Source organism: Bizionia sediminis (assembly GCF_042684585.1).
Lineage (GTDB): Bacteria > Bacteroidota > Bacteroidia > Flavobacteriales > Flavobacteriaceae > Algorimicrobium > Algorimicrobium sediminis.
The window spans coordinates 52,702-65,626 of the sequence record NZ_JBHULS010000006.1 but is presented as its reverse complement, the minus strand read 5'-3'; the positions used below and the strand labels follow the sequence as shown (position 1 = coordinate 65,626).

Annotated in this window: 12 protein-coding genes and 5 tRNA genes; all 17 read right to left on the bottom strand. The window is 37.1% G+C overall.

Annotated features, from left to right (window positions below; genetic code table 11):
* Positions 1 to 18: 18 nt before the first annotated feature.
* Positions 19 to 3,831: a DNA-directed RNA polymerase subunit beta gene (rpoB, locus tag ACFSQP_RS11765; RefSeq protein ID WP_376894742.1), complete on the bottom strand. Its 3,813-nt coding sequence runs from the start codon at positions 3,829 to 3,831 to the stop codon at positions 19 to 21.
* 122 nt (positions 3,832 to 3,953) lie between these two features.
* Positions 3,954 to 4,328 carry a 50S ribosomal protein L7/L12 gene (gene rplL / locus ACFSQP_RS11760; RefSeq protein ID WP_376894739.1) on the bottom strand — a complete coding sequence of 125 codons (375 nt, stop codon included), beginning with the start codon at positions 4,326 to 4,328 and terminating at the stop codon, positions 3,954 to 3,956.
* Positions 4,329 to 4,396: 68 nt separating this feature from the next.
* Positions 4,397 to 4,918 (bottom strand): 50S ribosomal protein L10, encoded by a 522-nt coding sequence (gene rplJ / locus ACFSQP_RS11755; RefSeq protein ID WP_376894737.1) that lies wholly within the window; start codon positions 4,916 to 4,918, stop codon positions 4,397 to 4,399.
* A 19-nt stretch (positions 4,919 to 4,937) separates the two neighbouring features.
* Entirely contained in the window at positions 4,938 to 5,627 is a 690-nt protein-coding gene (gene rplA, locus ACFSQP_RS11750; protein WP_376894734.1) for a 50S ribosomal protein L1, read from the bottom strand.
* Positions 5,628 to 5,644: 17 nt separating this feature from the next.
* Entirely contained in the window at positions 5,645 to 6,085 is a 441-nt protein-coding gene (gene rplK, locus ACFSQP_RS11745) for a 50S ribosomal protein L11 (RefSeq protein WP_376894731.1), read from the bottom strand.
* A 72-nt stretch (positions 6,086 to 6,157) separates the two neighbouring features.
* Complete coding sequence (nusG, locus tag ACFSQP_RS11740) at positions 6,158 to 6,712, bottom strand: transcription termination/antitermination protein NusG (protein ID WP_376894728.1); 555 nt, start codon at positions 6,710 to 6,712, stop codon at positions 6,158 to 6,160.
* Positions 6,713 to 6,723: 11 nt separating this feature from the next.
* Positions 6,724 to 6,921 carry a preprotein translocase subunit SecE gene (gene secE, locus ACFSQP_RS11735; protein ID WP_376894725.1) on the bottom strand — a complete coding sequence of 66 codons (198 nt, stop codon included), beginning with the start codon at positions 6,919 to 6,921 and terminating at the stop codon, positions 6,724 to 6,726.
* 59 nt (positions 6,922 to 6,980) lie between these two features.
* A tRNA-Trp gene (locus ACFSQP_RS11730) sits at positions 6,981 to 7,053 on the bottom strand.
* Positions 7,054 to 7,132: 79 nt separating this feature from the next.
* On the bottom strand, positions 7,133 to 8,320 hold the full coding sequence (gene tuf, locus ACFSQP_RS11725) for an elongation factor Tu (protein ID WP_376894723.1): 1,188 nt from the start codon (positions 8,318 to 8,320) through the stop codon (positions 7,133 to 7,135).
* Positions 8,321 to 8,378: 58 nt separating this feature from the next.
* A tRNA-Thr gene (locus tag ACFSQP_RS11720) sits at positions 8,379 to 8,450 on the bottom strand.
* A gap of 82 nt (positions 8,451 to 8,532) precedes the next feature.
* Positions 8,533 to 8,605 (bottom strand) — tRNA-Gly (locus ACFSQP_RS11715).
* 205 nt (positions 8,606 to 8,810) lie between these two features.
* Positions 8,811 to 8,892 (bottom strand) — tRNA-Tyr (locus ACFSQP_RS11710).
* 38 nt (positions 8,893 to 8,930) lie between these two features.
* A tRNA-Thr gene (locus ACFSQP_RS11705) sits at positions 8,931 to 9,004 on the bottom strand.
* 100 nt (positions 9,005 to 9,104) lie between these two features.
* Positions 9,105 to 9,407, bottom strand: a complete 303-nt coding sequence (hpf, locus tag ACFSQP_RS11700; protein ID WP_376894720.1) for a ribosome hibernation-promoting factor, HPF/YfiA family — start codon at positions 9,405 to 9,407, stop codon at positions 9,105 to 9,107.
* A gap of 29 nt (positions 9,408 to 9,436) precedes the next feature.
* Positions 9,437 to 10,339, bottom strand: a complete 903-nt coding sequence (locus ACFSQP_RS11695) for a tyrosine-type recombinase/integrase (protein ID WP_376894717.1) — start codon at positions 10,337 to 10,339, stop codon at positions 9,437 to 9,439.
* 190 nt (positions 10,340 to 10,529) lie between these two features.
* The gene (gene rpsU / locus ACFSQP_RS11690) at positions 10,530 to 10,724 is read right to left on the bottom strand and encodes a 30S ribosomal protein S21 (protein ID WP_376894714.1); all 195 of its coding nucleotides are present in this window, start codon (positions 10,722 to 10,724) and stop codon (positions 10,530 to 10,532) included.
* A gap of 230 nt (positions 10,725 to 10,954) precedes the next feature.
* Positions 10,955 to 12,379, bottom strand: coding sequence for a carboxypeptidase-like regulatory domain-containing protein (locus ACFSQP_RS11685; RefSeq protein WP_376894711.1), 1,425 nt, complete (start codon positions 12,377 to 12,379; stop codon positions 10,955 to 10,957).
* Positions 12,380 to 12,925 lie beyond the last annotated feature (546 nt).

Below are 12,925 nucleotides of genomic sequence, written 5' to 3'. Positions count from 1 at the left end.
GATTGCAACATACCTTGGTTATTCTTCTAATCTGATGTCTAGTCCTAAACCTTTCAATTCGTGCATAAGTACGTTGAAAGATTCTGGTAAACCAGGCTCTGGCATTGGTTCGCCTTTAACAATACTTTCGTATGTTTTAGCACGACCAATAACATCATCAGATTTCACCGTCAATATTTCTCTTAAAGTTGCAGAGGCACCGTAAGCTTCTAGTGCCCAAACTTCCATTTCTCCAAAACGCTGACCACCAAATTGTGCTTTACCACCAAGCGGTTGCTGTGTAATTAAAGAGTATGGCCCAATAGAACGCGCGTGCATTTTATCGTCTACCATATGGCCTAGTTTAAGCATGTAAATAACCCCTACTGTAGCTGGTTGGTCAAAACGTTGACCGGTACCACCATCGTATAAATATGTATGTCCAAATCTTGGAATACCGGCTTGATCCGTATATTCATTAATTTGATCCAGTGTTGCCCCATCAAAAATTGGTGTAGCATAGGTTTTATTCAGTTTCTGTCCAGCCCAACCTAGCACTGTTTCATAAATCTGACCAATATTCATACGGGAAGGTACCCCTAATGGGTTTAATACAATATCCACTGGCGTGCCATCTTCCAAGAAAGGCATATCTTCTTGTCGCACAATACGTGCTACAATACCTTTGTTACCGTGACGTCCAGCCATTTTATCTCCCACTTTAAGTTTCCGTTTTTTGGCAATATAAACCTTGGCTAGTTTTATAATACCAGATGGTAACTCATCACCAACAGAGATTGTAAACTTCTCGCGTCTTAACGATCCTTGCAAATCGTTTTCTTTTATTTTGTAGTTGTGAATTAAATCTGCAACTAATTTATTGGTATCGTCGTCGGTTGTCCATTGCCCAGATGTTAGGTGTGTATAATCGTCTACGGAATTAAGCATTTTCAGCGTGTACTTCTTACCTTTTGGAAGAACTTCTTCACCCAAATCGTTATAAACGCCTTGTGCCGTTTTACCGCCAACAATAGCGAACAGCTTCTCAACTAACACATCTTGTAATTCGCTAAACTTGTTAGCATATGACGCTTCAAGCGCAGCAATATCCTCTTTATCTTGAGCACGCTTACGCTTGTCCTTAAGCGCCCGAGCAAATAATTTCTTATCTATTACCACGCCGTTTAAGGAAGGTGATGCTTTTAAGGATGCGTCCTTAACATCGCCAGCCTTGTCACCAAAAATGGCACGTAATAATTTTTCTTCTGGTGTTGGGTCCGATTCGCCTTTAGGCGTAATTTTACCAATAAGTATGTCGCCTGGTTTTACTTCGGCACCAATACGAATCATACCATTTTCATCCAAATCTTTTGTAGCTTCTTCCGATACGTTTGGAATGTCGTTAGTAAGCTCTTCGTTACCTAATTTAGTATCACGAACTTCTAAAGAGTATTCATCTATATGAATAGATGTGAAAATATCCTCACGAACTACTTTTTCAGAAATTACAATAGCATCCTCAAAGTTGTAGCCTTTCCAAGGCATGAAAGCCACCTTCATATTTCTACCTAAAGCCAATTCGCCTTTTTGTGTAGCGTAGCCTTCGCATAGTACTTGACCTTTTTCAATAAGGTCGCCTTTTTTAACAATAGGCTTTAAGTTAATAGAGGTACCTTGATTCGTTTTTCTAAACTTAACAAGCGGATATGTTTTGGTATCGCTATCAAAGCTTACTTTAGCCTCATCCTCTGTACGGTCGTATTTTATAGTAATCTCGTTAGCATCTACATACTGAACAACGCCACTTCCTTCGGCATTAATTAATACACGCGAATCTGAAGCAACTTGTCTTTCTAAACCTGTTCCTACAATTGGAGCCTGCGGACGCAGTAGTGGTACTGCCTGACGCATCATGTTGGATCCCATTAAGGCACGGTTGGCATCATCATGCTCCAAGAATGGAATTAAGGAAGCCGAAATAGAGGCAATTTGGTTAGGTGCAACGTCTGTGTAATGAATTTCATTAGGATCGATAACAGGGAAATCGCCTTCCATTCGGGCAATAACTTTATCGTGTAAAATTTTACCTGTATCATCTACCTTAACGGTAGCTTGAGCAATTAATTTATCTTCTTCCTCTTCGGCACTTAAATAAACCGGATCGCTTTTAATATCCACAACGCCATCGGTTACCTTACGGTATGGCGTTTCTATGAATCCCATTGCGTTTACTTTGGCAAACACAGAAAGAGAAGAAATAAGTCCAATGTTTGGTCCCTCTGGTGTTTCAATAGGACACAAACGGCCGTAATGCGTGTAATGGACGTCACGTACTTCAAAACCTGCACGTTCTCTGGATAAACCGCCTGGTCCTAGAGCTGATAAACGACGCTTGTGCGTAATTTCGGCTAACGGATTGGTTTGGTCCATGAACTGCGATAATTGGTTGGTACCAAAAAATGAGTTAATTACGGACGATAATGTTTTGGCATTAATTAAATCGATAGGTGTAAAGACTTCGTTGTCTCGCACGTTCATACGCTCACGAATAGTTCGTGCCATACGGGCCAGACCAACACCAAATTGCTGCGATAATTGCTCGCCAACGGTACGCACACGACGATTAGATAAGTGATCGATATCGTCTATTTCCGCTTTCGAGTTAATTAACTCAATAAGGTATTTTATAATGGTAATGATATCTTCTTTGGTAAGCACTTGCTTATCCATACCAATATCTAAACCAAGTTTTTTATTCATTCTGTAACGGCCTACCTCTCCTAAAGAGTAACGTTGGTCCGAGAAGAATAATTTATCAATAATACCGCGTGCCGTTTCTTCATCTGGCGGCTCGGCATTACGTAATTGTCTATATATATGTTCAACAGCCTCTTTTTCAGAGTTTGTTGGATCTTTCTGCAGTGTGTTATGAATAATAGCGTAATCGCCTTGTTGCGCACTTTCTTTGTGCAACAAAATTGTTTTTACGCTAGTTTCCAGAATTTCTTCAATATTGTCTTTATCCAGAACGGTGTCTCGATCTAAAACAATTTCGTTTCGTTCAATAGAAACTACTTCGCCCGTATCTTCGTCAACAAAATCCTCGTGCCATGTATTTAGTACACGAGCAGCAAGTTTACGGCCTAAAACTTTCTTTAAACCAGCTTTAGAAACTTTTACTTCCTCTGCAAGATCGAAGATTTCTAAAATATCTTTATCACGTTCAAAGCCAATAGCTCGGAACAAGGTAGTAACTGGTAATTTTTTCTTTCGATCGATATACGCATACATTACTTGGTTGATGTCTGTTGCGAATTCAATCCAAGATCCTTTAAAAGGAATTACTCTGGCAGAGTATAATTTGGTTCCGTTTGCATGGAATGATTGGCCAAAGAATACGCCTGGAGATCGGTGTAATTGCGAAACAACTACACGTTCGGCACCATTAATACAAAACGTACCTGACGGCGTCATGTAAGGAATGGTTCCTAAATACACATCCTGAACAATGGTTTCAAAATCCTCATGTTCTGGATCTGTACAATACAATTTTAGCCTAGCTTTAAGCGGTACACTGTAAGTAAGTCCGCGCTCTATACACTCTTCGATGGTATAACGCGGTGGATCGATAAAGTAATCTAAAAATTCTAAAACAAATTGATTACGTGTGTCGGTTATTGGGAAGTTTTCAAGAAAGGTATTGTAAAGACCTTCATTACCTCTTTCTTCAGATTTTGTTTCTAGCTGGAAAAAATCCTGAAAGGATTTAATCTGAATATCCATAAAATCTGGATATTGTGTTCTATTTACAATAGACGAGAAATTTAATCTTTCAGCTTGTTTTGCTAACATCAATGGGCGGAATTTTGATTAAAAATAATAAAATAGCGTATGTAACGATTATATACGCAAAATGGTCTAGGCCTAAAAGTGTTCACTTTAGACCTAAACCGTAATGTTTTTGGAGGCTTAAATTACTTAAGCTCAACCTCTGCTCCTGCTTCCTCTAATTGAGTTTTCAAAGCTTCTGCTTCGTCTTTAGAAACACCTTCTTTAATTAAACTTGGTGCATCATCAACTAATCCTTTAGCTTCTTTTAATCCTAAACCAGTTAATTCTTTAACTAATTTTACAACTGCTAATTTTGAACTACCAGCCGACTTTAACATTACGTTAAACTCTGTTTGCTCTTCAGCGGCTTCGCCACCACCAGCAACAGGACCAGCCATAGCAACAGCTGCAGCAGCAGGCTCTATACCGTATTCTTCTTTTAATATAGTAGCTAACTCATTAACTTCTTTTACTGTTAAGTTAACTAATTGTTCTGCGAAATCTTTTAAATCTGCCATTTTTCTATCGTTTTAATAGTTTTTAATAATAATATAATTGTAATTAAGTGCGTACGTTTTTGTAACTACTACCCTTCTTTTTCGGATAGTGTTTTTAATATACCAGCCAGTTTACCGCCACTTGATTTAAGTGCAGATACAACATTTTTAGCTGGCGACTGTAATAAGCCAATAATATCGCCAATAACCTCTTCTTTAGATTTGATATTAACTAAAGCATCTAGGTTTTCATCGCCTACGTAAATAGCCTCTTCAATAAATGCGCCTTTAAGGATAGGCATTTGAGATTTTTTACGGAAGTTTTGAATAACTTTGGCTGGTGCATTACCCACTTCAGAATACATAATAGATGTATTGCCTTTTAACGTAGAAGGCAAATCGCCGAAATCCTTATCCGACGCCTCCATTGCTTTTTGAAGTAAGGTATTTTTAACCACTGCTAACTGCACATTTGCTTTGAAACACGCCCGACGCAAATCGGATGTTGCTCCTGCATTTAAACCGGAAATATCAGCTAAATAGATATTTGAGTTATCGGCTAATTGGGCAGTTAATTCTTTGATTACATGTGATTTTTCTTCTCTTGTCATAATAAAAGTTTTTAACTACTTAACCTATTTTAGTATCTACAGCTATACTCGGACTCATGGTACTAGACATAAAAATGCTCTTCACATAAACGCCTTTAGCGGCAGTTGGCTTAAGTTTTATTATTGTTTGTAATAATTCGTTTGCATTACCTGCAATTTTGTCTGGGCTAAAAGATACTTTACCAATAGCGGCGTGAACAATACCTGTTTTATCAACCTTAAAGTCAATTTTACCAGCTTTAACATCGCTAACAGCTTTGCCAATATCCATAGTTACCGTACCTGTTTTTGGATTAGGCATTAAACCACGTGGGCCTAAAATACGACCTAATGGACCTAATTTACCCATTACACTTGGCATGGTTACAATAACATCCACATCGGTCCAGCCACCTTTAATTTTATCCAAATACTCATCTAAACCTACAAAATCGGCACCGGCTTCTTTAGCTTCTGCTTCTTTGTCTGGTGTTACTAAAGCCAAAACTTTCACATCTTTACCAGTACCGTGAGGTAATGTTACTACGCCACGTACCATTTGATTAGCTTTTCTAGGATCTACTCCTAAACGAACAGCTATATCTACAGATGCATCAAAATTTGTGCTTGTAATTTCTTTTACTAATGCTGAAGCCTCATCAATAGAGTAAAGTCTACCTTTTTCAATTTTAGCTGCAGCTTCTTTTTGTTTCTTTGTTAATCTTGCCATTTTACAATTTTTTTAGATTAATTAGGGGCTGTACCACCTTTAATAGAGATTCCCATTGATCTTGCAGTACCAGCAATCATAGTCATAGCAGATTCAATTGTAAATGCATTTAAATCTTGCATTTTGTCTTCTGCTATAGCTCTGATATCATCCCAAGAAACTTTTGCTACTTTTTTAATGTGTGGTTCACCTGAACCTTTTTTAACTTTGGCCGCTTCTAATAATTGTACAGCTGCAGGTGGTGTTTTGATAACAAAGTCGAATGATTTGTCTTTGTATACCGAAATAACCACTGGTAAAACTTTACCAGGTTTATCTTGGGTTCTTGCATTAAACTGCTTACAGAACTCCATGATATTAACTCCAGCGGCACCTAAAGCGGGTCCAACCGGTGGCGATGGATTCGCTGCACCTCCCCTAACTTGTAGTTTAACTACTTTACTTAACTCTTTTGCCATTTTTAATAATTTAGTTTGGTTGTAACCTCAATTTTAGAAGCTTAAGATTACAGGTTATAATCGTAACAACTATTATACTTTTTCTACTTGCATATAACTTAACTCCAATGGGGTTTTTCTTCCGAAAATTTTAACCATTACTTCAAGTTTACGCTTTTCTTCATTAATTTTTTCGATGGTACCATCGAAACCATTAAACGGTCCATCAATAACCTTAACAGTTTCTCCAACTGTGTAAGGGATGGCCACATTAGTATCGGCATGAATAGACAATTCATCTACTTTACCTAACATTCTATTTACTTCAGATTGTCTTAACGGCACCGGATCGCCTCCTTTGGTTTCACCTAAAAAGCCAATTACGTTTGTAACCGACTTAATTATGTGAGGGATCTCGCCAGTAAGGTTCGCTTTAATCATGATGTAGCCTGGGAAGTAAACCTTTTCTTTGTTTGTTTTCTTGCCGTTGCGAATTTGCACAACTTTTTCGGTTGGAACGAGCACTTGCTCTACGAAATCTTCGTAACCCAAACGGGCAATTTCGGTTTCTATATAGGCTTTTATCTTATTTTCCTGACCACTTACTGCTCGAACGACGTACCACTTTTTTCCATTATCTTCAGACATAAAAACTATTTTTAACCGTTAATCCAATGAAAGTAAGTACTTATGGCTTTGCTAAAAACCGTATCGACACCCCAAATAGCTAGTGAGAAAATAATAGAGAACACTGCTACTACCACAGTTAACTTTTGTCCTTCTGCCCAAGTTGGCCAAGTAACATTGTTTTTTAGCTCTCCAAATGATTCTTTTATATAGTTTACTATTCCAGCCATTGTTTTTAATTGTTTTAATGCACAGCAAAGAAAACATAAACTCTTTGCTTCATAAATTGCACGGGTTGCGAGACTCGAACTCACGACACCTGGTTTTGGAGACCAGTGCTCTACCAACTGAGCTAAACCCGTAAATACAAGTCAAGGTATTCCGTGGTCCCACAAAAAAGGGAGGAATACCTTAACTTTATATTAGTGTATTAGATAATTATTAATCTAAAATTTCAGTTACCTGACCTGCACCTACAGTTCTACCACCTTCACGGATAGCGAAACGAAGACCAACGTTCATGGCAATTGGCTGAATTAAATCAACGTGAATTGTCAAGTTATCACCAGGCATAACCATTTCAACACCTTCTGGTAACGAAATATTACCTGTTACATCCGTTGTACGTACGTAAAACTGTGGACGGTAGTTGTTATGGAATGGTGTATGACGACCACCTTCTTCTTTCTTAAGGATATAAACCTCTGCCTTAAATTTAGCGTGTGGTGTTACAGAACCTGGCTTACAGATTACCATACCTCTAGAGATTTGAGTTTTCTCAATACCTCTTAATAAGATACCAGCATTATCACCAGCCTCACCTCTATCAAGAATTTGACGGAACATTTCAATACCTGTAATAGTAGAAGTTAACTTTTCAGCACCCATACCAATAATTTCTACAGGATCACCTGTTTTAGCAATACCAGTTTCAATACGACCAGTAGCAACAGTACCACGACCAGTAATAGAGAATACATCTTCAATTGGCATTAAGAAATCTTTATCAACCTCACGCTGTGGCTCCTCAATCCAGTTATCTACAGCTTCCATTAATTCTAAAACTGTATCAACCCACTTCTGCTCACCATTTAAGGCACCTAATGCAGAACCAGCAATAACAGGACCATTATCACCATCATACTCGTAGAATGATAATAAATCTCTAACTTCCATATCTACTAACTCGATAAGCTCTTCATCGTCCACCATATCCACTTTGTTCATGAATACAACAATACGAGGAATACCTACTTGACGACCTAAAAGGATGTGCTCTCTTGTTTGTGGCATAGGACCATCAGTAGCCGCAACCACTAAAATTGCACCATCCATTTGAGCGGCACCAGTTACCATGTTCTTAACGTAATCCGCGTGACCTGGACAATCTACGTGTGCGTAGTGACGGTTTTGCGTTGCATATTCTACGTGTGAAGTATTAATAGTGATACCTCTTTCTTTCTCTTCTGGAGCGTTATCAATTTGATCGAATGATCTTGCTTCTGAAAAACCTGCATCAGCTAATACTTTAGTAATAGCAGCAGTTAAAGTTGTTTTACCGTGATCTACGTGTCCAATAGTACCTATATTTAGGTGTGGTTTTGAACGATCGAAAGTTGCCTTTGCCATGTTTAATTTATTTAATCTTAATTTATATTAGTACTTAATTATTCTTTTAAAAAAATTGAGCCAATGACGGGAATTGAACCCGTGGCCTCTTCCTTACCAAGGAAACGCTCTACCACTGAGCTACACCGGCGTAACGTTCATTCCCTACTTTTTATTTGCCCATTTAAAACAACACTAAAAAGAAGAGTTTCCTAACTATTCAGGAAATTTAGAGCGAGAGACCGGGTTCGAACCGGCGACATTCAGCTTGGAAGGCTGACGCTCTACCAACTGAGCTACTCTCGCGTTTCTTTAAATTTATTTCTAAATTTAAAAGGTGTTCATTATTTCAAATTTAAGATTGCTACTACAATCCTAAATAAGCGAATTTTTACATGTTTTTTAATACTGCTTTTTACCAGTATTTCTGTAAGAATATATTCTTACTGCAACTTATTAAACGCTACACTACAAAAGTAAACTTTTGATGGCAGCTTATTTAAAAGCTTTGTGGGGAGAGCAGGATTCGAACCTGCGAAGACATAGTCAGCAGATTTACAGTCTGCCCTCGTTGGCCGCTTGAGTATCTCCCCTAATGCTTTAATTCACTATTTCAAAAAACTTTTTTTTGAGCCGATGGAGGGACTCGAACCCACGACCTGCTGATTACAAATCAGCTGCTCTAGCCAGCTGAGCTACATCGGCTTTTAATTAGGCTTTTAGGACCTAAAAAAAGTCCGCTATTTCTAACGGACTGCAAATGTATATATTTATTTAAATAATCAAAACATTTTTTATCTTTTTTTTACAAATGTGGTCGTAATTTTTCTTTTCGCTTTTTCAATTTACGTTCCAAACTAGCTACTGCCGTATCTACGCCTTCTTCAAAGGTTTTGCATTGTTTCTTTACAACAAAACTATCTCCGGGTACATTTACACGTGCTTCAAAAATTTTATTTGCTTTATCACTGGTATTTTCAACTTTTAAATACACATCGGATTGGATTACTTTATCGTAATACAAATCGAGTTTATCCATGCGTTTTTGAATAAAATCTAACAGCTTTTGATCTGCTGTAAAATTTACGGATTGGGTGTTTACTTTCATACGGTTCTATTTTTTAATTGAACAATGATTTAGGATTCGGTTGTTTTGTTACCTCGCGGATGTGCTTTTAAATATGTTTGTTTCAGTTCTAATATGCTATTATGGGTATACACCTGTGTAGCAGCTAAACTAGCATGTCCTAAAAGTTCTTTTACGGTATTTAAATCGGCTCCTTGGTTTAATAAATGCGTGGCAAACGAATGTCTTAAAATATGTGGGCTTTTTTTTACTTTAGTTGATGCCAAACTAAAATAATCATTTATTATTCGGTAAACAAGTGTTTCATAAATTTTAACGCCTTTTTGGGTAAGAAACAAATAAGCGGCATCCTGTTTATTTTCCAAGTTATTTCGGGCTTTTAAATAGGCGTCTAAACTGGATAACACCGGATTTATAAGAGGTATAATGCGTTCTTTGTTGCGTTTTCCTAAAACCTTTAAGGTTTTGTTGGAAATATCAATATGTTCTAATTTAATTGATATTAGTTCTATTCGCCTAATACCGGTTGCGTAAAATAGCTCTACAATAAGTTTGTTGCGCAATCCTTCAAAACTAGTATCCTCATTTAAGGCATCCAAGACTACGGACACCTCTGACTCCGAAAATGGTATTTGGACCTTCTTTTCAACTTTTAAACTTTTATGTTTAGCCAGTGGGTTTGTTTGTACATCGCCTGTTTTAAGTAAAAATTTATAATAAGCTGTAAGCGCTGAAATTTTTCGATTAATACTCCTGTTGCTTATTTTATTCTGAACCAAACTAACAATCCAGCTTCTTATTATGCCGTAATGCACCTCGGGCATATTGCTGGTATTGTAGGTGCTAACAAGAAAAGTTTGAAACGCTTTTAAATCCGTTTCATAAGCTTTTACGGTGTGTTCTGAATATTTTTTTTCCAGAAGCATATAATCTAGAAACGCCTTAAATGCCATAAAGTTTAAATTTGTTGAAGCTACATAACGATTTGGTCCTTCAAGTAAAACTACAAAAGTTTATTGGCAATTGCCTATCCTGCAAAAAAAAATCCCGCAAATTGCGGGACTTATATAATTTGAATTTGAAAAACCCTATTTTTTGAATTACAAAACGGGGCTTTAAAAACGGTTTAAGCTAATAGATAACTTAAAACTGCTCCTGATCTCTTAAACGCTGTATGTACTGTGCTTTTTGAATTTGAGCTCTTTTTTGTACAGAAGGCTTTACAAATTGCTTTCGGCTATTTAGTGCACGTTTGGTACCAGTTCTATCAAACTTTCGCTTGTAGCGCTTTAACGCTCTATCTATATTTTCGCCTTCCTTAATTGGTATAATTAACATAGTTCTTAACCTCCTCTCTTTTAGAATTTCAGGGCGCAAAAATAACAACATTTTTTAATTGAACAATGAAAAATAATTATTTTTAATTTCGACGCTTTTAAATTTGAATAGAGTGGCTAATTACCGTATCTTTTATTCACTTTTTTAGTTAGTTTCTAAATTGTAAAACAGCTTTTTTTCGTTTCGCCTTAAAGCAGACTGGAAATACATAAAAAGAAGCACCCAGCTTACTACTCTTTAAACAAGGCGTAACGTTTGGTTAAATCTTGAATAAGTTTCTCCTCCTCTTTGCTTTCCAATAAGGTGTTATAATTTGTCCAAAACTCCTTGTTGTAGGGTTTTGGTGAAAATAAATCGGCATCCCAAGGCCCTTTTAAGGTTTCTGACACAACATCTTGGTTGGTAATAATTTCGGTAAATAAAATTTCTTGCACCGTATAATAAAAGCGTTCGTCTTTATTGGCAACCGATTCGTCTATTTCGGTTTTAGGGTCGTCTTTAACAACACCTACATTAACTAATTTAGGAGTTTCGTAATACACATAATTTAGATACATATTATCCTTGTAAGCTTTGTAAGTAAGCACTAATTTATGATTTACGTCGGTATCGTATAGGGTTTTACTCCGACTCCGTTGGGCTCTGGAAGCCGCTACTAATTGGTACTCAATTTTTTTGATAGCGTAGGTATCCCAATCTATATACATCCAACCTCTAGGATGGTACCCATCATTAAATATTCCAGGTGTTTCCAGGTTGATGTATGACGTCCCTTCCGAAATTTTAATTTTATACACTTTCTTATCATTTTCAAGCAATACCGTATCCAAGGTAAACTGATGGGTACTTAAAACGTTCTCGCCCAGTAATGCCCCCGGATTTCCGGCATTTCTAACCATATTCAGTTTGCCTTGAAACAGCGTTTCCAAACCATTTATGCGTTTATCGTTCCATTTTATGGCCTCTACCAAAGAAGCCGTTTTAATGGTATCTCTGCGAAGATTATTTTTAGTGAGTGGAGCATTTTTGGTTTTACTTTTTAGGTAGGCTGTGTACGCTAACAAACTGTCCACATCCCGTAAGTCGTAACTTTTTCTAACCTGATCTACATGTAATTTTAAGTGGGCTGATGGATTCGACTCAAAAGTTGAATCGTACAAGGTAATAGCACTTTCAATAAGCCATTTAAATTCTTTTTTGTTTCTTTCTTTATGTCTTAAAAATCCCTTTTGCAAATAGGAAGAATCTGGCAAATTTTTACCAAAATCTTCAATAGCTCTTAATACAATATCGTTTCCAGTTTTTGGTCTGGTTTCGGCAATTAGAAGCACCTCATCCAAAGAGGCCACATCTTCATCTAAATAAATTTCAAAGGAGGCATCAAAATCGCTTACGGGTACTTTATAACTTTTAAAACCAATAGAAGAAACTATTAACGTATCGTTTGCATAAGCATTAGGAACAGTTAGTAAAAATTTTCCATCGGCATTGGTTACTGTACCTATTGTGGTGTTTTTAACATAAACACTCGCACTTTCAATGGGCAAAAATGTACTGCCCTCCAAAACTGTATTGCTTAACTCTTTTTGAGAAAAAACATTAAAACATAACAGACTAATTACTATACCAAAGCCATATTTAAAATTCCCATACATAGATATCTGTTTTTTTGAAAAGGCTGTATTACATACCTCCCTATTTAATTTCGCATAAAGTTAAAACGTGCTAATTTCTTTTTATGAAAAAGCATTCTGTTAGAGCTACTTTTACAGTGAACGTATCACGTGTTTCTCATCTTCCCTAGCCATCGTCATTTTGGCGCCGATTCCGTGAGGAATTTTCGCCAAAACAACCACAACATTAATTAGTAGCTGGCTTATAATCCTTACCATCTAGGGTCATTTTGGCGCTGATTCCGTGAGGAATTTTCGCCAAAACAACCACAACATTAATTAGTAGCTGGCTTATAGTCCTTACCATCTAGGGTCATTTTGGCGCTGATTCCGTGAGGAATTTTCGCCAAAACAACCACAACATTAATTAGTAACTGGCTTATAGTCCTTACCATCTAGGGTCATTTTGGCGCCGATTCCGTGAGGAATTTTCGCCAAAACAACCACAACATTAATTAGTAGCTGGCTTATAATCCTTACCATCTAGGGTCATTTTGGCGCTGATTCCGTGAGGAATTTTCGCCAAAA